Origin of the sequence: Oerskovia rustica, from assembly GCF_014836555.1 — a bacterium.
GTDB classification, from domain to species: Bacteria; Actinomycetota; Actinomycetes; order Actinomycetales; family Cellulomonadaceae; genus Oerskovia; species Oerskovia rustica.
This window is the reverse complement of the sequence record NZ_JACSQQ010000007.1, coordinates 64,461-89,349: the sequence shown is the minus strand read 5'-3', so window position 1 is coordinate 89,349 and position 24,889 is coordinate 64,461. Positions and strand designations below refer to the sequence as shown.

At 72.3% G+C, this 24,889-nt stretch carries 22 protein-coding genes; 10 read left to right on the top strand and 12 right to left on the bottom strand.

Annotated features, from left to right (window positions below; genetic code table 11):
* Both dnaG and H9652_RS05785 read right to left on the bottom strand, forming a co-directional pair.
* Positions 1-1,486: DNA primase (dnaG, locus tag H9652_RS05790; RefSeq protein ID WP_318244001.1), on the bottom strand; the 1,486-nt coding region annotated here is incomplete at its 3' end.
* 79 nt (positions 1,487-1,565) lie between these two features.
* Complete coding sequence (locus tag H9652_RS05785; RefSeq protein WP_191795405.1) at positions 1,566-2,447, bottom strand: AraC family transcriptional regulator; 882 nt, start codon at positions 2,445-2,447, stop codon at positions 1,566-1,568.
* An 83-nt stretch (positions 2,448-2,530) separates the two neighbouring features.
* Between H9652_RS05785 and H9652_RS05780 the strand changes: the two genes are divergently transcribed.
* The 3 genes from H9652_RS05780 to H9652_RS05770 all read left to right on the top strand — a co-directional run bounded on the left by H9652_RS05780 (position 2,531) and on the right by H9652_RS05770 (position 5,104).
* Positions 2,531-2,992, top strand: coding sequence for a VOC family protein (locus H9652_RS05780; protein WP_191795404.1), 462 nt, complete (start codon positions 2,531-2,533; stop codon positions 2,990-2,992).
* A 61-nt stretch (positions 2,993-3,053) separates the two neighbouring features.
* Positions 3,054-3,902 carry a helix-turn-helix domain-containing protein gene (locus tag H9652_RS05775; protein WP_191795403.1) on the top strand — a complete coding sequence of 283 codons (849 nt, stop codon included), beginning with the start codon at positions 3,054-3,056 and terminating at the stop codon, positions 3,900-3,902.
* 143 nt (positions 3,903-4,045) lie between these two features.
* On the top strand, positions 4,046-5,104 hold the full coding sequence (locus H9652_RS05770; RefSeq protein WP_191795402.1) for an iron-siderophore ABC transporter substrate-binding protein: 1,059 nt from the start codon (positions 4,046-4,048) through the stop codon (positions 5,102-5,104).
* 86 nt (positions 5,105-5,190) lie between these two features.
* Here H9652_RS05770 and H9652_RS05765 read toward each other — a convergent pair whose 3' ends face one another.
* From H9652_RS05765 to H9652_RS05745, 5 genes are all read right to left on the bottom strand, one after another.
* Positions 5,191-6,456 (bottom strand): deoxyguanosinetriphosphate triphosphohydrolase, encoded by a 1,266-nt coding sequence (locus H9652_RS05765; RefSeq protein WP_191795467.1) that lies wholly within the window; start codon positions 6,454-6,456, stop codon positions 5,191-5,193.
* A 74-nt stretch (positions 6,457-6,530) separates the two neighbouring features.
* On the bottom strand, positions 6,531-8,363 hold the full coding sequence (locus tag H9652_RS05760) for a glycoside hydrolase family 13 protein (RefSeq protein WP_191795466.1): 1,833 nt from the start codon (positions 8,361-8,363) through the stop codon (positions 6,531-6,533).
* A 63-nt stretch (positions 8,364-8,426) separates the two neighbouring features.
* Positions 8,427-9,359, bottom strand: coding sequence for a sugar ABC transporter permease (locus tag H9652_RS05755; protein WP_191795401.1), 933 nt, complete (start codon positions 9,357-9,359; stop codon positions 8,427-8,429).
* A 1-nt stretch (position 9,360) separates the two neighbouring features.
* Positions 9,361-11,013 carry an ABC transporter permease subunit gene (locus tag H9652_RS05750; RefSeq protein WP_191795400.1) on the bottom strand — a complete coding sequence of 551 codons (1,653 nt, stop codon included), beginning with the start codon at positions 11,011-11,013 and terminating at the stop codon, positions 9,361-9,363.
* Between the two features lie 132 nt (positions 11,014-11,145).
* Positions 11,146-12,366, bottom strand: coding sequence for a sugar ABC transporter substrate-binding protein (locus H9652_RS05745; protein ID WP_191795399.1), 1,221 nt, complete (start codon positions 12,364-12,366; stop codon positions 11,146-11,148).
* 238 nt (positions 12,367-12,604) lie between these two features.
* On the opposite strand from H9652_RS05745, the gene H9652_RS05740 reads away from it, so the two are divergent.
* Together H9652_RS05740 and H9652_RS05735 are read left to right on the top strand one after the other, a co-directional pair.
* Entirely contained in the window at positions 12,605-13,642 is a 1,038-nt protein-coding gene (locus H9652_RS05740) for a LacI family DNA-binding transcriptional regulator (protein WP_318244000.1), read from the top strand.
* Between the two features lie 199 nt (positions 13,643-13,841).
* Complete coding sequence (locus H9652_RS05735) at positions 13,842-15,647, top strand: glycoside hydrolase family 13 protein (protein WP_191795397.1); 1,806 nt, start codon at positions 13,842-13,844, stop codon at positions 15,645-15,647.
* 96 nt (positions 15,648-15,743) lie between these two features.
* Here H9652_RS05735 and dusB read toward each other — a convergent pair whose 3' ends face one another.
* Positions 15,744-16,955 (bottom strand): tRNA dihydrouridine synthase DusB, encoded by a 1,212-nt coding sequence (dusB, locus tag H9652_RS05730; protein ID WP_404822001.1) that lies wholly within the window; start codon positions 16,953-16,955, stop codon positions 15,744-15,746.
* Positions 16,956-17,048: 93 nt separating this feature from the next.
* A complete protein-coding gene (locus H9652_RS05725) occupies positions 17,049-18,437 on the bottom strand; it encodes a glycine--tRNA ligase (RefSeq protein WP_191795396.1) in 1,389 nt (462 codons plus the stop codon).
* 289 nt (positions 18,438-18,726) lie between these two features.
* On the opposite strand from H9652_RS05725, the gene H9652_RS05720 reads away from it, so the two are divergent.
* From H9652_RS05720 to H9652_RS05700, 5 genes are read left to right on the top strand one after another with little or no spacing between them, the layout of a single operon-like run.
* Positions 18,727-19,737, top strand: coding sequence for a metal ABC transporter substrate-binding protein (locus H9652_RS05720; protein WP_191795395.1), 1,011 nt, complete (start codon positions 18,727-18,729; stop codon positions 19,735-19,737).
* Entirely contained in the window at positions 19,734-20,615 is an 882-nt protein-coding gene (locus tag H9652_RS05715; protein WP_191795394.1) for a metal ABC transporter ATP-binding protein, read from the top strand. The genes H9652_RS05720 and H9652_RS05715 overlap by 4 nt, the downstream gene beginning before the upstream one ends.
* A gap of 23 nt (positions 20,616-20,638) precedes the next feature.
* Positions 20,639-21,544, top strand: a complete 906-nt coding sequence (locus H9652_RS05710) for a metal ABC transporter permease (RefSeq protein WP_191795464.1) — start codon at positions 20,639-20,641, stop codon at positions 21,542-21,544.
* The gene (locus H9652_RS05705; RefSeq protein ID WP_191795393.1) at positions 21,532-21,927 is read left to right on the top strand and encodes a Fur family transcriptional regulator; all 396 of its coding nucleotides are present in this window, start codon (positions 21,532-21,534) and stop codon (positions 21,925-21,927) included. The genes H9652_RS05710 and H9652_RS05705 overlap by 13 nt, the downstream gene beginning before the upstream one ends.
* Positions 21,924-22,706 (top strand): DedA family protein, encoded by a 783-nt coding sequence (locus H9652_RS05700; protein ID WP_318243999.1) that lies wholly within the window; start codon positions 21,924-21,926, stop codon positions 22,704-22,706. Before H9652_RS05705 ends, H9652_RS05700 begins: the two co-directional genes overlap by 4 nt.
* A 5-nt stretch (positions 22,707-22,711) precedes the next feature.
* Here H9652_RS05700 and H9652_RS05695 read toward each other — a convergent pair whose 3' ends face one another.
* The 3 genes from H9652_RS05695 to recO form a co-directional block, all read right to left on the bottom strand.
* On the bottom strand, positions 22,712-23,089 hold the full coding sequence (locus H9652_RS05695) for a VOC family protein (protein WP_191795392.1): 378 nt from the start codon (positions 23,087-23,089) through the stop codon (positions 22,712-22,714).
* Between the two features lie 127 nt (positions 23,090-23,216).
* Positions 23,217-24,014, bottom strand: a complete 798-nt coding sequence (locus tag H9652_RS05690) for an isoprenyl transferase (RefSeq protein WP_138824115.1) — start codon at positions 24,012-24,014, stop codon at positions 23,217-23,219.
* Positions 24,014-24,778, bottom strand: coding sequence for a DNA repair protein RecO (gene recO, locus H9652_RS05685; RefSeq protein ID WP_138824114.1), 765 nt, complete (start codon positions 24,776-24,778; stop codon positions 24,014-24,016). The genes H9652_RS05690 and recO overlap by 1 nt, the downstream gene beginning before the upstream one ends.
* Positions 24,779-24,889 lie beyond the last annotated feature (111 nt).

Genomic DNA, 24,889 nt, shown 5'->3' with positions numbered 1-24,889 from the left:
GGCGCGCCACGGGGCCGCGCGGGTCGGGCTGCGCGAAGACGGGGCCCGACGGCGCCGCGGAGGCTGCGGCGTCGGCCCCGGGGGGTGCCGGGCGCACCGGGGCCGGGAGCGTCTGCGGGACCCCGGCCTTGCCCGCCGCCGCGACCGCACGCCGCACCGACTCCGCGTCCATCCCGATCCAGCCCGCGAGCATGCGCGCGTACTCGGGCCGCAGGGCCGTGTCGCGGATGCCCGCGACGACCGGCGCCGCGGCGCGCAGCGCGGCCACGCGCCCCTCGGCGGTGTCGAGGTCGAACGTGGCGAGCGTGGTGCGGATGACGAACTCGAACAGGGGCTGTCGCCCGTCCACGAGCGCCCGCACGCCCTCGGGGCCGCGCGCCATGCGCAGCTCGCACGGGTCCATGCCGCCGGGCTCGACCGCGACGAACGTCTGGGCGTAGAAGCGCTGGTCCTCGCCGAACGCGCGGACGGCGGCCTTCTGACCGGCGGCGTCGCCGTCGAACGTGAAGACGACCTCTCCCCCGAGCGACGCGCCCGACGCGAGCTGGAGCCCGCCGCCCGCGGTCGTGTCCCCCAGGAGGCGGCGCACGATGCGCGCGTGGTCGGTGCCGAACGCCGTGCCGCACGTCGCGACGGCCGTCGTGACGCCCGACAGGTGCGCGGCCATGACGTCGGTGTACCCCTCGACGACCACGACGCGCTTGTTCTTGGCGATCTCGCGCTTGGCGAGGTCGATCCCGTAGAGCACCTGGGACTTCTTGTAGAGCGTGGTCTCCGGGGTGTTGAGGTACTTGGGGCCCTGGTCCTCGTCGAAGAGCTTGCGCGCACCGAACCCGATGGTCTCGCCCGTGACGTCACGGATGGGCCACACGAGGCGGCCGCGGAAGCGGTCGTAGATGCCGCGCTGGCCCTGGCTCATGAGGCCTGACGCGATCAGCTCCGCCTCGGTGAAGCCGCGCCCGCGCAGGTGGCGCAGGAGCGAGTCCCAGCCGGTCGGGGCGAACCCGACGCCGAAGCGCTCGGCGTCCGAGCGGTCGAAGCTGCGCTCGGCCAGGAACGTGCGCGCGACCGTGGCGCCCGGCGCGAAGAGCTGCTCGGAGAAGTACTGCGAGGCCACGCGGTGCGCCTCGAGCAGGCGCTGGCGCTTACCGGGCTCCTCGGTCCTGCGCGGGCCGCCGCCCTCCTCGTACCGCAGCTGGATGCCGACGCGGTCCGCGAGGTACTCGACGGCCTCGGTGAAGGTCATGCCGTCGATCTTCTGCACGAAGGAGATGACGTCGCCGCCCTCGTTGCAGCCGAAGCAGTGCCAGCGCCCCACCTGGGGGCGGACGTGGAAGGACGGGGAGCGCTCGTCGTGGAAGGGGCAAAGTCCCTTGAGCGACCCGACGCCGGCGGGCTTGAGGGTCACGTGCGAGGACACGATCTCGTCGATCCTCGCGCGTTCGCGCACCGCGTCGACGTCCTCGCGTCGGATCAGACCTGCCACGTACCCGAGTGTAGGTGCCGCCGCCCACGTGTCACGCCGGGTCCGCGCCCGAGGCGGCACAGGCCGCCCCTCGACCCGCTCAGGAGGACGCGAGCTGCAGCAGCCGGGCCCGCGATTCCGCGCACCGGCGGGCGTACGCGCCCGGGGTGTGACCGGTCACGGAGACGAAGTCCACAGCGAGGTGCGCCTGGTCGTAGTAGCCGACGTCGACCGCGAGCGCCGCGAGGTCCTGCCCGGGGTCGGTGGCCAGGCGCTCGGCGGCCAGGTGGACGCGGTGACGTTGCAGGACCCACTTGGGCCCGACGCCGACGCGCTCGCCGAGGAGGCGCTGGAGGCTGCGCGTGCTGGTGCCCGCGACGCCCGCGAGGTCGGCGACGCGGGCGTGCGGGCCGAGCTCGCCCGACGTCACGGCGTCCAGCACGCGGGAGACCTGGGCCAGCGCGCGGTCGGGCGTGAGCCGGTCGCGCAGGAGGTCCGCGAGGACGCCGACCGCGGCCTCGTCCTGGCCGCGGTCGGCGAGCGCGAGGGCGCGCTCCCCCGCCTCGTCCGCCCCCGGCCCCAGGACGTCCGACGCAGGCAGGGACGTCCCGCGCGGCACGGCCAGCGCCCCGGGGCGCAGCTTCGCGGCGACGACGACGCCGGTCCCGAGCAGCGTGCGGTCGAACAGCCCGTCGGGGATGCCGTGGGCCGCGAACCCGCTCGGCTCCGCGACGAGGTTGACGCACGGGTGCGGGATCACGGTCTGGGTGAACGACTCCCCGACCGGGAGGTCCCAGCGCACGAGCCAGAACCAGTCGACGCGGTCCGCGAGGTCGGCCGGGGCGGGCAGCCGCTCGAGCGCGAACGCCCGGCGCGCGGCCGCCGGGTCCACCACGCCGTACGTGGTGGACGGGACGCCGGGAGCGCCCGGGCCACCGGGGCTGCTCGGGGCGCCGGCGGCGCCCGCGGGTTCGTGTCGCATTCCTCCAAGACTGCCACCGCGCACCGACACGACGATGGAACGGAGGCACCACGACCCGGCAGCACCGACCCCTGGAGGAAACCATGGACATGTCAGCCCTGCACCCGAACCTGGCCGTCGCCGACGCGCGCGCCGCGATCGACTTCTACACCGCGGCGTTCGGCGCCGAGGTCGACGACGTCATCACGGCCGGCGACGCGATCGTCCACTCCGACCTGCGCCTGCCCACGACGTCCGGGTTCTCGACGTTCACGGTCGCCCAGGAGTTCCCGGGCGCGGGGTCGGTGGCGCCGGATCCCGAGGGCCCGACCCCCGTGTCGTTCACCGTGCCCGTCCCGGACACCGACGCCGCGTACGCCCGAGCGATCGCCGCGGGCGCGACGAGCACGTCGGAGCCCGCGGACTGGTTCGAGGGCTTCCGGCAGGCCTCGGTGCGGTGCCCGTTCGGGCACCGGTGGTACTTCACGACGGTCGCCGACTCCGTCACGCCCGAGGACGTGCAGCGCGCGAGCGACGCCTGGATGAGCGAGCAGCCGGCCGGCTGAGCCGGTCGCCCGGGCCGGCCGATCAGCCGACCGGGCGGGCACGGGCGGTAACGTCCTGCCCATGACGATCGACGAGCACCCCGGGAGCATCCGCCTCTGGGGTGCTCCGTCGTCCCCCGACGAGCCGTGGGTCGAGTACCGGGCCCCCGAGGGCCGTCTCGTCGCAGACCCCTGGAGCCTCGCGACCATCGTGTTCGAGCCCGGGCACGCCCGTGAGTGGCCGGGCGAGGTGCACCACGAGCACGAGCTCGTGTGGTGCGAGGGCGGTCCGCTCGACGTCGAGACCCAGGGGCGCCGGTGGCTGGTCCCGCCGACGCTCGGCATCTGGCTGCCCGCCCGCACCCCGCACAAGGTCCGGGCGGATCCCGACGTGACGGTCTACGCCACGTACCTCAACCCGGACCAGGCCGTCCCCCGGTGGGACAGCGTGGTCGGCGTGCCCGTCACTCCCCTGCTGCGTGAGCTGCTCCTGCACGGCCGCACGGCCGTCATGCCCGACGCGAGCCGCCACAACCTCCAGGCGCTCGCGGTCGAGCAGATCGTGCCGCTGCCCGCCGCGAGCATCGAGCTGCGCATGCCGCGCGACGTGGACCTTCGCCATGTCGCGGACCGTCTGCTCGCGACCCCGGGGGACGGTCGCTCGCTCGACGCCTGGGCGTCGGAGATCGGCACGAGCCCCCGCACGTTCATGCGCCGGTTCGTCGAGGAGACGGGGCTGTCGTTCGCGCAGTGGCGCATCCTCGCGCGCACGGGCGCGGCTCTCGTGCTGCTCGCCGAGGGTCGCCCGGTCCGCGAGGTCGCCCGCGAGGTCGGGTACTCGAGCCCGAGCACGTTCGTCACGGTCTTCCGCCGCACCACGGGCATGTCGCCTGCCGCGTACGCGCGCCTGCTCGGAGCGCCCGGCCACTGACCTTGGCGGGAAATCGGTCATCGCTGGCAGGATTTCTCGATCCCGCCCGGGTTAGCCTCACCTTCGTCCCGCCAACTAAGGCTAGGCTCATCTAACTAGCGGGCGTCGAGTCGCACTGCGAGACGCCCGACGGAGGACCCTTCATGACCCCGACCACCACCCGCCGTCGCACCGCTCCCCGGCGCCGTCTCCTGGGCGCCGTCGCCGCGCTCACGACCCTGGCCGCGCTCGCGGCCTGCTCGACGGGAGGGACCGACGGCTCGACGCCGGCCCCCGCGGGCGGAGCCGACGTCGCCACGACGAACCTCGCCGAGGCCGACGCGTTCCCGGTCGAGATCGAGCACGCGTACGGCTCGACGACGATCGACGCCGAGCCCCAGCGCGTCGTGACGATCGGCTGGAGCAGCCAGGACGCGGTCGTCGCGTTCGGCAAGGTGCCCGTGGGCATCGAGAGGTTCACGGGCCCCGGCATCGAGGACGACATCCTCCCCTGGCTGACCGAGACCTTCGAGGGAGCCACGCCCGAGCTGCTCACGAGCAACCCCGACGTCCCGTTCGAGCAGATCGCGGCCCTGCGCCCCGACGTGATCATCGCCGTCTACTCGGGCATCACCGACACGGCCTACGAGCGCCTCTCCGAGATCGCCCCGACCGTCGCGTTCCCGGGCTCCGCGTGGGAGACGTCGTGGCAGGACCAGACCACGATGATCGGGGCCGCCCTGGGGCAGCCCGCCAAGGCCGACGAGCTCGTCGACGGCGTCGGGACAAAGGTCGCCGAGACGGCCGCAGCCCACCCCGGGCTCCAGGGCAAGACCATCACGTACGCGATGAACGGCGAGGGCGGCCTCATCGTCTTCTGCCCCTCTGACCCGCGCATCGAGCTGCTGACCCAGATCGGGCTCGTGCCGTCCCCGGGCACCCTCACGGTCTGCGGCGCCGAGGACGCGTCGTCGGTCTCGGTCAGCTCCGAGCTCATCCCGACGCTCGACGCCGACGCGTTCATCCTCATCGACGTCGACGAGACGGTCTACGACACCCTCATGGGCAACCCGCTCTTCGCGGCGCTGCCCTCGGTCGTCGACGACCGCGTGATCCGCGTCGTCGGCATGGACTACGCCATGGCGACGTCCGCGCCGACCGTCCTGAGCATCCCCTACGCGCTCGACGAGTTCGTCGCCCAGCTCACGGCCACCCTCGGCTGAGCACGTCGGGCCTGCCCTCACCGGACTCCCACGAACGCGGCGACGGCCCAGTCCCCACCAGGGGCCGGGCCGTCGCCGCGTCGAGGTCAGCGCGGCCCGGAGACCCACCGCTCGTGGAGCTGGTAGGCGCTCACGTCGGTGAGCGACGCGACCTGGTCGACGACGACCCGGAGGCGAGCGGCGGCGTCGGGCGCCTCGACCCAGTCCGCCGCGAACGGCGCCTCGAGCGCACCAGGAGCCTTGTCGATGAAGACCCCGACGAGGTCCGCCAGGACCTGCCGCTGCTGGTGGTGCAGCGGCTCCTGCTCGCGCGGGGCCATGACGTACGCGACCGCCATGCCCTTGAGCGCGAGGATCTCCGCGGACGTCGTCTCCGGGACGACCAGCCGCGCCGAGTAGCGCGTGAGCGGACCGTCACCGTACTCCTCGCGCGTCGCGGCCTGCGCCGACCCGCTGAAGCGCCCGATGAGCTGGCTCGTCGAGTCCTTGAGGGCTGCGAGCGCCCGACGCGACCCGTCGAACCCGCGCATCAGGTGGCCGGTGGCCTCGAGCCGGGAGATCGCTGCGTCGAGCTCGTCCGCGCTGTACGCGTCGCCGTACCAGGCGCGGACCGCGGCCACGACGCGCGCCCGCTCGTCGCGGTCCGCGAGGACCGCGAGGTCGAGCTTGCCGCCAACGATCGCGTCCTCGACGTCGTGCACCGAGTAGGAGATGTCGTCGGCCAGGTCCATGACCTGGGCCTCCATGCACTTGACGTGCTCAGGGGCGCCCTCGCGCAGCCACGCGTAGACGGGAACGTCGTCGGGGTAGACGCCGAACTTGTGCGTCGTGGACCCGTCGGCGCGCAGCGGCCCCTCGCCCCGGCGCCACGGGTACTTGACGCTCGCGTCGAGGCTCGCACGGGTCAGGTTGAGCCCCACGGGCGTGCCGTCGGCTGCGAAGACCTTGGGCTCGAGGCGCGTCAGGAGACGCAGCGTCTGGGCGTTGCCCTCGAAGCCGCCGTGGTCCGCCATGATCTCCGCGAGCGCCCGCTCGCCGTTGTGCCCGAACGGCGGGTGGCCCAGGTCGTGGGCCAGGCACGCGGTGTCGACGACGTCCGGGTCGCACCCGAGCGCGCGCCCCATCTCCCGGCCCACCTGCGCGACCTCGAGGCTGTGCGTCAGGCGCGTGCGCACGAAGTCGTCGGAGCCCGGCCCGAGGACCTGGGTCTTGGCGCCGAGGCGCCGCAGGGCCGAGGAGTGGACCACGCGCGCCCGGTCCCGTTCGAAGGGAGTGCGGGCCTTGCTCTTGGGCGGCTCGGGGACCCACCGCTCGACGTCGTCGGCCGAGTATCCGAGGGCACTTCCTGGCATCGTGTGGGGCACGGGTCCCACCCTATCGACGCGGCGGGTCGCCGTGGTGCGCCGCCCCCCGCACGCGAACCGGCTCAGGCCAGCCGCCACACCCCGACGCCCGGGCCGTCGCCCGCCACGTCGAGCCCGTCGGGCGTCACGCGCAGGCCCAGGTCGCCGTACAGCCGCTCGGCGTCGGCGCCCGTGAGCAGGTGCCGCGGCAGGCGCGCCCCGTCCCACGCGTCCCGCGCCACGACGACGAGCACGCGCTCGTCGAGCGTCTCGCGCAGGTACGCCACGGCGTCGTCGTCGACCACGAGCCAGCGCAGTCCGCCCTCGCGCAGCGCCCGGCTCCCCCGGCGCAGCGCAACGAGCCGCCGGTAGACCTCGAACGTGTCGCCGTCCCAGCGCTCGGGGCGGTCCCACGGCATGGGCACGCGCGCGTGCTCGCCGTTGGTGCCCGTGAGCCCCACCTCGTCGCCCGCGAACATCACGGGCGTGCCGGGGTAGGTCAGCAGGAGCGTCGCGGCGACCTCGACCATCTCGGCCGAGCCCACGATCGAGCGCAGGCGCGGGGTGTCGTGCGACCCGAGCATGTTCCACTGTCGCGACGTGACCGACCACGGCAGCACGGCGTCGAAGTCGCGCATCGTCTCGACCATGCTGCGCCCGCCGCGGCGCGGTGTCGTCACGGGCAGCCCGAGGAACGGGACGGTCGAGTCGTGCGGCGCGAGCCACGTCCAGATCGGGCGCGTGAACGCCGAGTAGTTCATGTTGGCGTGCCAGCCGTCGCCCGCGAGGTCGAGCGAGGCGTCGTGGAAGTGCTCGCTCACCAGGACCGCGTCCGGGTTGATCGCGGCCATGGTCGCGCGGATCCGCCGCGCGATCTCGAGCGTGCGGTCCTCGTCCGCGTAGCGGCCCGTCATGTTCGCGACGTCGATGCGCCACCCGTCGAGCGCGAAGGGCTCGCCCAGGTAGCGCCCGACGACGGAGCCCGGCCCGTCGATCATCCTCGCCCCGAGCGTGGGCGAGCCGTAGTTGAGCTTGGGCAGCGACGCGTGCTCGAGCCAGCCCACGTACCCGGGCTCGCCCGGCGTCCAGTAGAACCAGTCGCGCTCGGCGCTCGCCTCGTCGGCGTGCGCGCGCTCGAACCACTCGTGGCCCGCGCCCGTGTGGTTGGTCGTCAGGTCGCCGAGCAGCCGCATGCCGCGCGCGTGCACGGCCCGCGAGAGCGACGCGTACGCCTCGTCGCCGCCCAGCAGCGGGTCGACGTGGTCGAACGTGCTCGCGTCGTAGCGGTGGTTGGAGCGTCCCGGGAAGACCGGGGTGAGGTAGACCGTCCCGACGCCGAGCGCCTGGAGGTGGTCCAGGTGCTCCTCGATCCCTCGCAGGTCGCCGCCGTAGTACTGCGTCCCGACGCCGGGCCCGGCCGCGAGCGGCTCGTCGTCCCAGCCGGCGGGCTGCGCCCAGTCCGGGACCGGCCGTGAGTCCGCCTCTGCCGAGCGGGCGAACCGGTCCGGGAACACCTGGTAGACGACGCCGTCGCCCATCCAGGACGGTGCGGGCGGGTGCACGGTCAGGCGGAAGTCCGCGGCATCCGGCACGTCCCGGTCGAAGACCCCGCGCCCGTTGAGCCACCGGTACCCTCCCGGGACGTCCAGGAAGAACCGGTAGCTCGTGACCGGGTTGTGGACCAGGACGTCGGCCACGTACCAGGACTCGTGCTCGTCCTGCCGGGCGCGCCGCGCCTCCGCCCGGCGCGGCTCGCCGTCGCGCACGGTCCGCAGCCACACGGCCCGGACCTGCGCGTCGGCACCGCCGGGCACCCGTGGCACGCGCACCCGGACCGGGACCACGTCCCCCAGGGCGGGCGTGCCGCCGGGGACGTGGACCTCGGAGCCGTCGTGGTGGGCGGCCAGGGTGACCACCTCGCGAGGCGAGCCGGCCCTCCCGGCAGACGTGGCGTCGTCGGGCCTGGTGGTGCTCACGGGTCAGCCCTTGACCGAGCCGGCCGTCAGGCCGCCCACGATGTACTTCTGCAGGTAGAGGAACAGCGCCAGCACCGGGAGCGTCGAGATGACCGCGCCTGCGGTGAACAGGCCCCAGTTCGCCTCGCGCAGCGACGAGACCCACCCGTACAGGCCGACCGCGAGCGTCCAGTTGGCCTCCGAGGTCAGGACGATGCGGGCGATCATGAACTCGCCGTACGTGCTGATAAAGGACAGCAGCGCCACGACGGCCAGGATCGGCGCCACGAGGCGCAGGATGATCGTCCAGTAGATCTGGGCGTGCGTCGCGCCGTCGAGCTTCGCGGCCTCGTCGAGCTCGCGCGGGACCGTGTTGAAGAACCCGTACATGAGGAACGTGTTCACGCCCAGCGCGCCACCGAGGTACACGCAGATCAGCGCCAGCTTGCTGTCCAGGCCGAGGGCAGGGACCACGTCGCCGAGGCTCAGGAGCAGCAGGAAGATCGCGATGAACGCGAGCATCTGCGGGAACATCTGGATGATCAGCAGCGAGGTCAGGCCCGTGCGGCGACCCGTGAAGCGGAACCGCGAGAACGCGTACGCCGCAGCGGCGCCCATGAGCACGGTGCCGACCGACGTCGCGACCGCGATCACGAGCGTGTTGAGCATCCACGTCCAGAACAGCGAGTCGCCGAGCTCCGCGTAGTTCACCGAGCTCACGTCGGCGAAGAGCGAGTTGGAGCCCGTGAGGGTGCCGTTCTCCGACAGCGACGCCGACAGGACGTAGACCAGCGGGAACGCCGAGAACACGACCGCGACGACGCCCACGAGGTGACGCCAGCCGAGCTCGCTGAACCAGCGGCCGGGCTTCATGCGCGTGCGGCCCTCGGGACCGGACGCGCCGCCGGAGGACGAGCCCGCCGAACCGACGGGAGCGGAGACAGAGGTGGTCGCCATGTCAGTTGATCTCCTCGAACTTGCGGGTGCTCCGGAAGGCCAGGGCAGAGATGGTGCCGACGATCACGAAGATGACGATCGACAGCGCGCTCGCGAGCCCGAAGTTCTTCGGAGCCGACCCGTCGACCCCGGAGATCTGGTAGACCATCGAGATCAGGATGTCGGTGTGCCCCAGCGGGACCGAGGCGTCCCCGAACCGTGGACCACCCCCGGTGAGCATGTAGATGAGCGTGAAGTTGTTGAAGTTGAACGCGAACGACGAGATCAGCAGCGGCGCCGTCGAGATGAGCAGCAGCGGCAGCGTGACCGAGCGCCACGTGCGCCAGCGACCCGCGCCGTCGATCTTCGCGGCCTCCATGACGTCCGACGGCAGCGACTGCAGGGCGCCCGTGCAGATCAGGAACATGTAGGGGAAGCCCAGCCACAGGTTCACGAAGAGCACCGAGAGCTTCGCGAGCACCGGGTCCGTGAGCCACGGGATCTCCGCCCCGCCCAGCAGGACCTCGTTGACGAAGCCGAACCGTGTGTTGAGCAGACCTGACCACAGCAGCGCCGCGAGGAAGCCCGGGATCGCGTACGGCAGGATCATGAGCACGCGGTAGATCTTGCGACCGCGCATGCGCACGTCGTTGAACGTGATCGCGAGGAACAGGCCCAGCAGGAACGTGGTCGCCACGGACCCGATCGCGAAGACGAACGTCCACGCCAGGATCTTGACGAAGGGCTGCGCGTAGCGCCCGTCGGAGAAGGCCGTGACGAAGTTGTCGAACCCGACCGCCACCCGCCACCCGACGGCGAGCGTCGTGCCGTCCGCGGCCTCGAACTGGCCGTCGTCGTTGGGGGTGTAGACGGTCCCGGTCGTCGTGTCCGTCATGGTGTCGGCCGCGTCGTCGTACTCGAGCGTCGAGGTGTAGACGAACCCGGTCATGGCGTCCGGGGTGCGGATCGACCCGTCCTCCGGGTCGTCGGACACGGGGACGCGGAGGTTCGTGACCTCCTCCTGGCGCTGGAGCACCTGGCCGCGCTCGAGGACCGTGTACCCGGGGACCTCGGTCGCGCGACCGGCCTCGACCGTCGCGTCGTCGACCACGGTCAGGGGCTGCTCGGCCGAGCCGACCTCGACGTCGCCGTCGGGCGTGACGATCGCGAAGGCGAGCGTGCCGCCGTCCTCGACGACCGTGAGCGGGGCCGACTCGGACCCCTCGACGCGGCGCTCGTTCTGGACGAGCAGGGCCTCGATCGCCTGCTCCTTGGTCGAGTTGTGCCCCGTGCCGTAGTTGGTGAAGGCGATGTAGCCCGTGTAGGCCACCACGAAGATCTGGTAGGCCAGCAGGAAGATCAGGCCCGGCAGGATGTACTTGAGCGGCAGCGCACGCTTGGAGAAGTAGACCCAGTTGGCCGCGACCAGCATGGCCGCCGACGCGGCGAGGATGCCGTACGACTCGGCCGTCCACGCGGACCAGACCACGTACACGCCCAGCGCGTCGATGACGGCCATGAGGGCGAGCTTGGCGAAGAACCCGGGGCTGTAGTTCCGGGCGTGCGACCCGTCGCGGTCCCGGCGCGGGCGTTCCCTGCGCGGCCCCTCGGGCGGCCCGGAGTCCTCCGGAGCGCCGACGGCGGTGTCGGTGGGCGTGATCTGTGGGGCGGACATCGAGCCTCCGTAGTCGTGCGACACGGGTACCGGCCCGCGTCATGGGGCTGGCGCAGCGCCGCTCGTGCGGGCTGCGCCGACGACCCGCGGCCGCGGCGCGGGGGGGGGCCCCACGGCCAGGGTGTCAGGTGATCAGGAACCGATCGCTGCCTGGATGTCGGCGATCATCTTGTCCCAGGTGGTGATCGGGTCGGCGCCGCCGACGATCGCTGCCTCGGTCACGCCCCAGAAGCTCCACACGGAAGCCATCTCGGGGATCGAGGGCATGGGCAGGGCGTCGGCACCGACGGCACGGAAGCCGGCGATGATCGGGTCCTCCGCGGCGGCCTTGTCGGCCGAGACGGTCAGTGCCGGCGAACGGTTGCCCGCCTTGTACAGGGCCGTCTGGGCCTCCTCGGTCGAGAGGAAGTTGACGAGGAAGTCGTTGGCGACGAGCGCGTTCTTGCTCTGGTTGCTCAGGTAGAAGCCCTGGACGCCCACGAACGGCTGAGCGGTCTGGCCACCGGCGCTGGGGATCGGGTCGATCGCGAGGTTCAGGCCCTCGAAGGACTCGATCATCCACGGGCCGCCGACGATGAAGGGCGACTCGCCGTTCTTGAAGGCCTCGACCGCGATGTCGTACGTCGTGTCCTGGCTGAGCGTGCCGGCTGCGCCCTGCGCGCCGAGCCACGTCGCGAAGGCCTGGCCCTCGGGGCCGCCCATCGCGAGCTCGGAGCTGTAGGAGCCGTCCTCGTTCTGCGCGAACACGGGAGCGCCGAACGACGTCTGGAACGGGTAGTGCGTGTAGGGGTCACCCTTGGCGCCGTCCGACTGGACGAGGATCGGGAACTTGGTCCCGGCCGCCTGGCCGGCGGCGACGGCCTCGTCCCACGTGGCGGGGGCGGTCGCGGCGAGCGCGGTGTTGCGGATCAGGGCGATGTTCTCGGTCGCGTAGGGCAGGCCGTAGACCTGGCCGTCCTGCGTGAAGGCCTCGATCGAGACCTTCTCGAACTCGGCGGCCTTGTCGCCGAGCTCGAGCGGTGCGACGACACCGTTGGTCGTGAACTCGCCGAGCCAGTCGTGCGCGCCGACCGTGATGTCGGGGCCCTTGCCCGTCGGGACCTGCGCGAGGAAGTCCGCGCGGATGTCGTCGAAGTTCTTGAGGACGACCTCGACCTTGGTGCCGGTCTCGGTCTCGAAGGCCTTCGCAGCGTCCGTGACCGCGGCCTGGCGGGTCTCGTCGACCCAGACCGTCAGCGCACCGGTCGTGTCTTCGGCCCCCGTGGTGGGGTCGTCTCCGCTACCGCCGCCGGAGCAGGCTGTGAGCGCCAGCGTGGTGCCGAGCGCTGCGGCAAGAAGGATGCTCCGTCGCATCTGAGTCACTCCCAAGCAATCGAGATGTCAGCCAAGGGTGGCGAACCTGCCCTCCTCGGCCCTGATGGGGACGACCGTACGACGCCGGGTAGCCATGATGCAAGCGCTTGCGGTAACTTTCATGCAACGCATTGCACATCACGATGAAACAGCTCATCGCGCACCGCCTCCGGGACTGAGACATCCAGCCCGCGAGCAACCAGGACGAGGAGGTCCGGTGTCCCCTACACTCCCCCACGTGCGTACCCGTCTCACAGATCTGGCCGAGCAGGCCGGCGTCAGCACTGCGACGGTCTCGCGCGTCCTCAACGGCAAGGTCGGCGTCGCGAGCGAGACGCGCCAGGCCGTCCTCGCCGCGCTCGACCTCCTCGGGTACGAACGCCCGGAGAAGCTCCGCAACCGGTCGGCCGGCCTGGTCGGCCTGATCGTCCCGGAGCTGACGAACCCCGTCTTCCCCGCGTTCGCCCAGGTCGTCGAGTCGCTGCTCTCGGAGCACGGCTACACGCCCCTGCTGTGCACGCAGTCGCCGGGCGGCACCACCGAGGACGAGTACGTCGAGATGCTGCTCGACCACGCGGTCGACGGCATCGTCTTCATCTCCGGCCTGCACGCCGACACCCAGGCCAGCCACGAGCGCTACGAGCGCCTGCGCAGCCGCGGCATGCCCATCGTGCTGGTCAACGGCTACGCGCCGGGCGTGGACGCCCCGTTCGTCTCGCCCGACGACGTCGCGAGCGTCGAGCTCTCGGTGCGCCACCTGCAGTCGCTGGGGCACCGCAAGATCGGTCTCGCGATCGGCCCGGGGCGCTTCGTCCCGGCCCAGCGCAAGCTCACCGGCTTCGCGGACGCCCTCGTGCGGCACGGCCTGGTCGACGACGCCGACCAGGCCTCCGAGCACATCGTGGTCACGCTCTTCACGGTCGAGGGCGGGCAGGCCGCGGCGGGTGAGCTCATCGACTCGGGGCACACCGCGATCGTGTGCGGCTCGGACCTCATGGCGCTCGGCGCCATCCGTGCCGCACGGTCGCGCGGGCTGCGCGTCCCCGAGGACGTGTCGGTCGTCGGCTACGACGACTCCCCCCTCATCGCGTTCACCGACCCGCCGCTCACGACCGTGCGCCAGCCGGTCGCCGCGATGGGACAGGCGGCCATCAGCGCGCTGCTCACGGAGATCTCCGGGGAGCGGGCCCCGCGCTCGGAGCTGCTGTTCCAGCCGGAGCTGATCGTGCGCGGGTCGACGGGCGCCGCGCCGAGCGGCCGACTCGACAACCCCTAGCCGTAAGCGCTTACACTCGGACGACGGCCCGACGCGACGACCTTCCTGTCGCACCTCGGTCGCCGTTCCGGTGATCCCCGAGGCGCTCTCGCGCCCGGATCCCCGCTCGGACCGTCGCACCGCAGCCGGCGCGACGACCCGTCGCCACCCAGAACTCGCAGCACCCAGCCACACCCCGCACAGTGAGGACCTGTACTCCATGTCTCGTATCGATTCGACCACGGCGACCGAGGTCGACTCCGCCACGGCGCTGACCGCCACCCAGCTCGTCCACGCGGCCCACGCGGGCCCCGGCGAGTGGTGGCGCGACGCCGTGATCTACCAGGTCTACCCGCGCTCCTTCGCGGACGGCAACGGCGACGGTATCGGCGACCTGCCCGGGGTGACGGCCCGCCTGCCGCACCTCAAGGCCCTGGGGATCGACGCCGTCTGGCTCTCGCCCTTCTACCGGTCCCCGCAGAAGGACGCCGGCTACGACGTCTCCGACTACCGCGACGTCGACCCGCTGTTCGGCACGCTCGCCGACTTCGACGAGATGCTCGCGACGGCCCACGGCATGGGCATCCGCGTCATCGTCGACGTCGTCCCGAACCACACCTCGGACCAGCACGCCTGGTTCGTCGAGGCGCTCGCCGCCCCCGAGGGCTCCCCCGCCCGTGCGCGCTACCTCTTCCGCGAGGGCAAGGGCGAGAACGGCGAGCTGCCCCCCAACAACTGGCAGTCCATCTTCGGCGGCCCGGCCTGGACCCGCGTGACCGCGGGCGCGGACGCGCACGTCGTGACCGGTGCCGAGGGCGAGGTGCCCGGCCAGTGGTACCTGCACATGTTCGACTCGACCCAGCCCGACCTCGACTGGACCAACCCCGAGGTCCGCGCCGAGTTCGAGGACGTCCTGCGCTTCTGGCTCGACAAGGGCGTGGACGGCTTCCGCATCGACGTCGCGCACGGCATGGTCAAGCAGGACGGCCTGCCCGACTGGGACGGCACCGTCTCGATGGTCGAGGGCACCGACACGGGCGCCCCCGAGGACGGCTCGACCGGTGCCGGCAACTCCGGCCCCATGTTCGACCAGGACGGCGTGCACGACATCTACCGCGCCTGGCACAAGGTCCTCGCCGAGTACGACGGCGACCGTGCCCTCGTCGCCGAGGCCTGGGTCGAGCCGCTCTCGCGCCTGGCCCGCTACGTGCGCCCCGACGAGATGCACCAGGCGTTCAACTTCTCGTTCCTCACCACGGCCTGGGACGCCGCCCCGCTGCGTGCGGTCGTCGCGGCCTCGCTCAACGCGTCCGACGAGGTCGGCGCACCCACGACCTGGGTGCTGTCGAACCACGACGTCGTGCGCCACCCCTCGCGCCTGGGCCTCGCCGAGCCGGGCCTGCGCCCCAACGGGATCTTCGCGCACGAGCCCCAGCCGGACGAGGAGGTCGGCCTGCGCCGCGCCCGCGCCGCGAGCCTGCTCATGCTCGGCCTGCCGGGCAGCTCGTACCTGTACCAGGGCGAGGAGCTCGGCCTGCCCGAGCACACCTCGCTCCCGAACGAGGTCCGCGAGGACCCCGCGTTCTTCCGCACCGAGGGCGCCGAGGCCGGCCGCGACGGCTGCCGCGTGCCGCTCCCCTGGGAGGCCGAGGCCCCGGGTCTCGGGTTCGGCCCCACGGGCCAGACCTGGCTCCCCCAGCCCGAGTCGTACAAGACCCTCGCGGCCGACGCGCAGTACGGCGTCGCCGGCTCGACGTTCGAGATGTACAAGGCCGCGCTCGAGATCCGCAAGGCCGAGAACCTCGGCGCGGGCTCGCTCGCCTGGGTCGACGCCTACGCGGACTCCACGGACGTCATCGCTTTCCGCAACGGCGACGTGGTCGTCCTGGCGAACCTGGGCTCCGAGCCCGTCGTCCTGCCCCGCGGTGCGCAGGTCCTGGTCGAGAGCGGCCCCACGGTCACCGACCGCAGCGCCGACCCGCAGGTCCGCGTCCCGGTGGACACCACGGTGTGGTTCCGCGCGTGACCCGGTAGCCCGGGCGGCTCGAGGCCCGCACGACGACGGCCCGGTGCCGGAGGACGTCCTCCGACACCGGGCCGTCGTCATGCCTTCCGGCGGGTCTCAGCCCCCGGAGACGCTCAGCTCGGCCTCGCGCAGCTTCTCCTCGAACTCCTCGGAGAGCTCGCGCGAGTCGAGCCAGCCGTACGGCAGGTGGGGCTTCTTGGGCGAGCCGGCGCGTCCGCGCTGCCCCTCGGCGGCCTCTCCCGGGTAGGGCTGGTCGAGGTCGAGCGCGTCGAGCTTGCCGCGCAGCTCGTCGAGCGTCGAGACCATCGCGAGGCCCTGACGCGCCTCGCCGCCGACCGCGTACCCCTTGAGGTACCAGGCCATGTGCTTGCGCAGGTCGCGCATGCCCTTGCCCTCGTCCCCGCCGAAGTACTCGATCATGAGCTCGCCGTGGCGGTAGACGGTCTCGGCGACCTCCCGCAGGCCGGGCGTCACGCGCGCGTCCGAGCCGGAGAAGGCCGCGGCCAGGTCCGCGAAGAGCCAGGGGCGCCCCTGGCACCCGCGGCCGACGACGACGCCGTCGCACCCCGTCTCCCGCACCATGCGCACGGCGTCCTCGGCCGACCAGATGTCGCCGTTGCCGAGCACCGGGATCTCGGTTACGGTCTCCTTGAGGCGCGCGATGGCCGACCAGTCCGCGGTGCCGCTGTAGTAGTCGGCGGCGGTCCGCGCGTGCAGGGCCACGGCCGCGACGCCCTCGCGCTGGGCGATGAGCCCGGCCTCGAGGTAGGTGAGGTGGTCGTCGTCGATGCCCTTGCGCATCTTGATCGTGACGGGCACGTCGTACGGCTCGGCGGCCTTGACCGCGGCGCGCACGATCGAGGTGAACAGGTCCCGCTTCCACGGCAGCGCCGAGCCGCCGCCCTTGCGCGTGACCTTGGGCACGGGGCAGCCGAAGTTGAGGTCGACGTGGTCCGCCCGGTCCTCGCCCGCGATGATCTTCACCGCGGCGCCGACCGTCGCGGGGTCCACACCGTAGACCTGGGCCGAGCGGGTCTTCTCGTCGTCCTCGAAGGTGACGATGCGCAGCGACTCCTCGTTGCGCTCGACGAGCGCGCGGCTGGTCACCATCTCGGCGACGTACAGGCCTGCGCCGTGCTCGCGGCACAGCCGACGGAAGGCGGCGTTGGTCACGCCCGCCATGGGGGCGAGGACCACGGGGGTCTCGACGACGTGGGGCCCGATCCGCAGGGGCGGCAGCACGTGTCCGGTTGCGGGCGCCGGGGTCTCGGGCGCACGCGTGGCGTCGGAAAGGGTGGGGAGGGTCACCGGGCCATTCTCCCACCAACCCCGGGCAGGAGAAAAAGGGCCGCCGTCCACGGGTGGACGACGGCCCTTCTCCGGCCCCTGAGGGCGGGCGTGCTAGGCGCCGAGGAGGCGCGCACCCAGGTACGCCGTGACCTGGTCGAGCGCGACGCGCTCCTGCGCCATGGTGTCGCGGTGACGGATCGTCACGGCCTGGTCGTCGAGCGTGTCGAAGTCGACCGTGATGCAGAACGGCGTGCCGATCTCGTCCTGACGGCGGTAGCGGCGGCCGATCGCCCCGGCGTCGTCGAAGTCGACGTTCCAGAACTTGCGCAGCTCGGCGGCCAGGTCGCGCGCCTTGGGCGAGAGCTGCTCGTTGCGGCTGAGCGGCAGCACGGCGGCCTTGACGGGCGCGAGGCGCGGGTCGAGCCTGAGCACCGTGCGGACGTCGGTGCCGCCCTTCGCGTTGGGCGCCTCCTCCTCGTGGTAGGACTCGACGAGGAAGGCCATGAGCGAACGCGTCAGGCCCGCGGCGGGCTCGATGACGTACGGCACGTACTTCTCGTTCGTGACCGGGTCACGGTAGGTGAGGTCCTTGCCGGAGTGCTCGGAGTGCGTCTTGAGGTCGAAGTCGGTGCGGTTCGCGACCCCCTCGAGCTCGCCCCACTCGGAACCCTTGAAGCCGAAGCGGTACTCGATGTCGACCGTGCGGGTCGAGTAGTGCGACAGCTTTTCCTTCGGGTGCTCGTAGAGACGCAGGTTGTCGCGGTCGATGCCGAGGTCGACGTACCAGTTGGTGCGCAGGTCGATCCAGTACTGGTGCCACTCCTCGTCCGTCCCGGGCTCGACGAAGAACTCCATCTCCATCTGCTCGAACTCGCGCGTGCGGAAGATGAAGTTGCCCGGCGTGATCTCGTTGCGGAACGACTTGCCGATCTGGCCGATGCCGAACGGCGGCTTCTTGCGGGCCGCGCCGACGACGTTCTGGAAGTTCACGAAGATGCCCTGCGCGGTCTCGGGGCGCAGGTAGTGCATCCCGGACTCGTCCTCGACGGGGCCGAGGTACGTCTTGAGCATCATGTTGAAGTCGCGGGGCTCGGTCCACTGGCCGCGCGTGCCGCAGTTGGGGCACACGATCTCGGCGAGGCCGCCCTCGGGGGCGCGGCCCTTCTTCTCCTCGAACTCCTCGATCATCTGGTCCTCGCGGAACCGCTTGTGGCACGAGAGGCACTCGGTGAGCGGGTCGGTGAAGACGCCGACGTGGCCCGAGGCGACCCAGACCTCGCGCGGGAGGATTACCGAGGAGTCGAGGCCCACCACGTCGTCACGGCTCGTGACCATGGTGCGCCACCACTGCTTCTTGATGTTCTCCTTGAGCTCGGTACCGAGCGGCCCGTAGTCCCAGGCGGACCGGGTACCGCCGTAGATCTCGCCCGAGGGGAAGACGAACCCGCGCCGCTTGGCGAGGGAGACGACGGCATCGAGTCGAGAAGGCGCAGTGGCCACAGTTGATCACTCCAGGGAATCGTGCGTACCCCGCACGTGGCTTCGTGCGGGACGTTGCGGGACGCCGGTGCCCCGGTCGTCGCTGCGAGGAGGACGGGCCCTGGGCACCAACGTCCCAGGTTACTCGGTCTTTCCCGGCGCGGCGGCGCGCGGCGGGTGGCAGGGGGTGAGACGCAGGCCCGACGGCGAGCGGCGCCGTCGGGCCGGCGTGGACGCCCGGGCAGGGTGTCGGCCAGGCCACACCGACCCTTGTTGACATTCGTTATCAATATCAGTGACGATGGATGCCATGCCCCGCAACCTCCCCCGCTCCCGCGCTGCCCTCGCCACGTCCGTCGCCCTCGCGGCGGCTCTCACCCTGACGGCCTGCGGCTCCGGGGGCACGTCGGGCGGCGGCGGGTCGGGCGGTGACGCCACAGGAGACACCCAGGTGCTCGCCTCGTTCTACCCCCTGCAGTTCGTGGCCGAGCGCGTGGGCGGCGACCGGGTCTCGGTCTCCAACCTCACGCCGCCCGCCGCGGAACCCCACGACCTCGAGCTCTCCCCCGCCCAGGCCCGCTCGATCGGCACGGCCGACCTCGTGGTCTACCAGTCCGGCTTCCAGGCAGCGGTCGACGAGGCCGTCGAGGCGCGCGACCCGGCGCACCTCGTCGACGCGACCCAGGCCGCAGGTCTCGAGGAGCACCCGGGCGAGTCGACCACGGCCGAGAGCGACTCCGCCGAGGACGAGCACGCCACGCACGACGACCACGCGGACGACGGGCACGACCACTCCTCGGAGGGTGGCCTCGACCCGCACTTCTGGCTCGACCCCGCCCGCCTGGTCCCGGTCGCGGAGCAGGTCGCGGCCGAGCTGACCGCGGTCGACCCCGACGGCGCCGACGAGTACGCGGCCAACCTGGAGACCCTCACGGCCGACCTGACCGCGCTGGACGCCGAGTACGAGGCCGGCCTCGCGAGCTGCGCGAGCCCCTACCTCGTCACGTCGCACGAGGCGTTCGGCTACCTCGCCGAGCGCTACGGGCTCGAGCAGGTCGGGATCACGGGGATCGACCCCGAGGCCGAGCCCTCTCCCGCCCGGTTGCGCGAGGTCGCCGACATCATCCGCGACCACGGCGTGTCCACGATCTTCTTCGAGACCCTCACGAGCCCCAAGGTCACCCAGACCCTCGCGCAGGACGTCGGCGTCCAGGCCGCGGTGCTCGACCCGCTCGAGGGCCTGAGCAAGGACGGGACCGACTACCTTGGCGTCATGCGGACCAACCTGGAGGCGCTGCGCACCGGCCTGACCTGCGCATGAGCACCTCACCCCTGACGTCTCCGGACCTCCCCAGGGCTTCCTCCGTGGAGCCCCCCGCGATCGAGGCCCGCGGCGTGCACGTGCGCCTCGGCAGCAGCGACATCCTGCGCGGCGTCGACCTCACGGTCGAGCGCGGCGAGGTCGTCGCGCTGCTCGGCGCGAACGGCTCGGGCAAGTCGACGCTCGTGAAGTCCCTCGTGGGCATCGTCCCGCTCGCGGCAGGCCACGTCCGGCTCCTCGGCTCCGACCTCGGCCCTCGGGTCCCCTGGGCGCACCTGGGCTACGTGCCGCAGCGCGTCTCGGCACAGACGGGCGTCCCGTCGACGGCCGAGGAGGTCGTCGCCTCGGGACTGCTGCACGGCCGCCGCATCCGCCTGCCGCGCGGCTGGCGTGCCACGGCGCGCGAGGCGCTCGACCGCGTCGGCCTCGCCGACCGCGCGCAGAGCGCCGTGCACGAGCTCTCGGGCGGCCAGCAGCAGCGGGTGCTCATCGCCCGCGCACTGGCGCGCAGCCCCGAGCTGCTCATCCTCGACGAGCCCGTCGCGGGCGTCGATCAGCCCAGCCAGGAGGCGTTCGCCGCGACGCTCACCGAGCTCACGCGCGGTGGCATGACGGTCCTGGTCGTCCTGCACGAGCTGGGCGCGCTCGCGCCCCTCATCCAACGGTGCGTGGTCCTGCGCCACGGCCTCGTGGTGCACGACGGCGAACCGCCGCACGCCACGGCCGCGCACGCCGGGCCCGACCACGAGCACCTGCACCCGCACGGGGACGACGCCGAGCACGGCGCCTCGGCCGGGATCGACATGGGCCTCATCGACGCCCCGCTCACGCACCACAACCCTGCCCCCGCCCGCATCGACCGTGGAGCCGCCTCGTGAACGCCCTCGACGAGCTGGTCGGGATGCTCTCCGACCCCTTCATGCAGCGCGCCCTGATCGCGGCCGTGCTGGTCGGCGTGACCGCTCCGGTCATGGGGACCTACCTCGTGCAGCGCAAGCTGTCGCTGCTCGGCGACGGGATCGGGCACGTGGCCCTCACGGGCGTGGCCCTGGGCTGGCTCGTCGGCGGCGCCATGGGCGTCGTGCCCGACGACGCGCTCGCCATCCCCGGCGCGGTCGTCGCGGCCGTGATCGGCTCCGTGATCATCGAGATCGTGCGCGAGCGTGGCCGCACGAGCGGCGACGTGGCCCTGGCCCTGATGTTCTACGGCGGCATCGCGGGCGGCGTCCTGCTCATCGGCGTCGCCGGGGGCAGCTCGGGCAACCTCATGCAGTACCTGTTCGGCTCGATCTCGAGCGTCTCCCCGACCGACCTGTGGCTGACCCTGATCCTGGGCGTGCTCATCCTCGCGGTCGGCATGGGGCTGCGTGCCGCGCTGTTCGCCGTGAGCTACGACGAGGAGTTCTCGCGGGCCTCGGGGCTGCCCGTGCGGGCCCTCAACATCGCGATCGCCGTCATCGCCGCCCTGACCGTGACCGTGGCCATGCGCGTCGTGGGCCTGCTGCTCGTGAGCGCGCTCATGATCGTGCCCGTCGCGATCGCGCAGCTCGTGACGATCTCGTTCCGGCGGACCATGGCGCTGGCCATGGTCATCGGCGTCGTGGTCTGCGTGGTCGGGCTGTCCGTCACGTACTGGCAGACTCTGTCCCCGGGGGCCACGATCGTCGTCCTGGCGATCGCCCTCTACGCGGTCGTGGCGGTCCTGCGACCCGTGCTCGTGCGGCGCAGGCCGCGCACGGCGCACGACCCGCACCCCGACATCCCCGACGACGTCCACGTGGAAGGTGGCGAGCGATGCAGCGCATGACCCGTCAACGGGCAGCGGTCTCCGAGGCTCTGGAGGACCTGCCCGACTTCCGCAGCGCGCAACAGCTCCACGAGCTGCTGCGCGCTCGCGGCGATGCCGTGGGTCTGGCGACGGTCTACCGCACCCTGCAGACCATGGCCGACGGCGGCGACGTCGACGTGCTGCGCACCGAGGACGGCGAGAGCCTGTACCGCAAGTGCGAGCGCTCCGAGCACCACCACCACCTGGTGTGCCGCTCGTGCGGCAAGGCGGTCGAGATCGACGGTCCGACCGTCGAGACCTGGGCCTCCCAGGTGGGCGCCGTCCACGGCTTCACGGACATCCAGCACACGATCGAGCTGTTCGGTACCTGCGAGGCGTGCCGCGCGAAGCAGGCGTCGTGAGCGTGTCGCTCCTCCTGGGCCCGACGGCGTCGCTCGCCTCCGCGCCGCACCTCGCGCGGGAGGTCGTCGCGGCGGCCGACGGGTCGACGGGGATCTTCACGATCGACGGCGTGCCGTACTGGATCATCTACGCCGCGGCCTTCGCGATCGTGTTCGTCCGTGCGCAGGCCACGTACTGGGTCGGTCGTGGCGTGGCCCGTGGCACGGGCAACACCCGGTGGGCGAAGCGCCTCGAGGGCGAGCGGGCTCAGCGGGCGATCGCCACGATCAACAGGTGGGGGCCCATCGCGGTCACGCTGTCGTTCTTCACCGTCGGGGTCCAGACCGTCATCAACCTGACGGCGGGCTACACCCGCATGCGGCTCCCGCGCTACCTCGCGGCGCTGCTCCCGGGGTGCGCCATCTGGGCCGCCATCTGGACGACCGTCGGGATCGCGGCGTTCAACACCGCCGTGCTGCTCGCGGCCGGCAGCCCCGTCGGCCTGGCCGTGCTCGTGCTGCTCGTGGCTGGGCTCGTGGCCTGGATCGTCGTGGCCTCGCGACGCCGCCGCGCCCGCGCCGCGCACGGCGACGAGGACGCCGCGACCCCCGCGGCGCCGTCGGGCAGGGACGACGCCCCGACCGTGGCGACGGACGCGCCGTCCCCGACGACCGGGAGCAACCCGTTCGGCGACGTGGCCGACCTGCTGCTCGATGCGCCGGACGAGGGGCCCCCGAACGCGCGTCGCACGCGCGGCGGCTCCTCGGGCCCCTCGGCGGCCCCCACCGAGCGCGACTGACGCTCTCAGGAGATCTCGGTCGCGCTCTCGTCGGGCTCGCCCAGGCAGAACTGGTTGCCCTGCGGGTCCGCGAGCACCGACCACCGGTAGCCGGGGATCGTGTGCTCGGCGACCAGCGAGGCACCGTCGGCCAGCAGTCGCGAGACCTCTGCCGCGCGGTCTGCGGACGACGCGTCGAGGTGGATCTTGTTCTTGCCGGGCGTCGGGTCCTCGACCTTCTGGAAGCCCAGCACGGGGCCCTTGCCCTCGTGCGGCGGGACGACCTCGAGGAACCAGCCGTCGGCCTCGTCGATCACCTTCCCGCCCGTCTGCCGGGCCCACCACTGCGCCAGCGGGCGCGGGTCGGTCGAGTCCACCGTGACCATACCGATCGAAAGAGTCATACCCGGCAGGGTAGCGAGGGGCACCGACACGTGCAGGGCGCCGGTGCCTGCACGTCGAGGTAGAGGGCTCGCGTCGAGACGACGGCTCCGTCCCGACACCTGCCCTCTACCTCGGTGCCCGAGGACGTCAGGGGATGTCGGCCGACTCCGCCGACTTGTCGATCGCCCCGCCGTAGCGCCGGTCGCGGCTCGCGTACTCCTCGACCGCGCGCCACAGGCTGCGCCGGTCGACGTCCGGCCAGTGCTCGGGCAGGAAGACCATCTCGGCGTACGCGGCCTGCCAGATCATGAAGTTCGACGTGCGCTGCTCACCCGAGGACCGCAGGAACAGGTCCACGTCCGGCAGGTCCGGCTCGTCGAGGTACTTCGCGACCGTCTTCTCCGAGACCTTCCTCGGGTCGAGCCGGCCCGCCGCGACCTCCTGGGCGATCGCCTGCGCCGCGTCCGCGATCTCGGCACGCCCGCCGTAGTTCACGCACATCGTCAGGGTGCACGTGTCGTTGTCCTTGGTCAGCCGCTCGGCGTCCTCGAGCTCCTTGATGACCGAGCCCCACAGGCGCGGACGGCGCCCCGCCCACCGCATGCGCACGCCCCAGCTGCTCATCTCGTCGCGGCGACGGCGGATCACGTCCCGGTTGAACTGCATGAGGAAGCGGACCTCCTCGGGCGAGCGCTTCCAGTTCTCGGTCGAGAACGCGTACGCCGAGACGTGCTTGACGCCGATCTCGATCGCACCCGCCACGACGTCGAGCAGCGCGGCCTCGCCCGCCTTGTGGCCCTCGGTGCGCGGAAGCCCGCGCTCGTTGGCCCACCGGCCGTTGCCGTCCATGACGATCGCGACGTGGTTCGGCACGAAACGGGCCGGGATGTTCGGCGCCGTCGCGCCCGACGGGTGCGGCGGCGGCGGTTGGATCGGTCGCCCCATCAGGCCTCTCCCCCGGCCCGCGGGGTACCCGCGTCGTCTCGTTCCACCATCCGCAGTGATCGCAACGTTCTCTCCAGGTGATATTGGCTGTAGGCGGCCACGAGGCCGCTGGCTTCCTTGCGGTGGCGCACGTCCGACGCGTCCGCCACGTCCCACTCGCCCGCGAGCAGCGCCGCGAGCAGGGAGAAGGTCTCGGGGGCCGGGGACGTCGACCCGGGCGGCCTGCACCGTGAGCAGACCGCCCCGCCCAGGGCCACCGCGAACGACCGGTGCGGGCCCGGCTCGCCGCAGCGCGAGCAGTCGGTGAAGCTCGGTGCCCACCCGGCGACCGCGAAGGCGCGCAGGAGGTAGGAGTCGAGCACCAGGCCCGGCGCGTGCGCGTGCCCCGCGAGCGACCGCAAGGCTCCGGCGAGCAGCCAGAACTGCTGGACGGCGGGCTCCTTCTCGGCCTCGACGAGCCGTTCGGCCGTCTCCAGCATCGCGGCCCCCGCCGTGTACAGGCCGTAGTCCTCGCAGATCGCGCGCGCGTAGGGGCCCACGGTCTCCGCCTGCGTCACGACGTCGAGCGACCTGCCCACGTGGAGCTGGACGTCGACGAACATGAACGGCTCGAGCCGCGCCCCGAAGCGCGAGGACGTGCGGCGCACGCCCTTGCCCACGGCCCGGACCTTGCCGTTCTCGCGCGTGAGCAGGGTGACGATGCGGTCCGCCTCGCCCAGCTTCTGGGCGCGCAGGACGATCGCTTCGTCTCGGTAGAGGACCACTCCCCCATTGTCCGTCATGCCACCGACGTCCCGGTGCACGGTCCGCGTCCCGGCGACCCGGCCGCCGGGCCGACCGGCCACCCGGCGCGGACGTCACGAGACGCCGCCCGG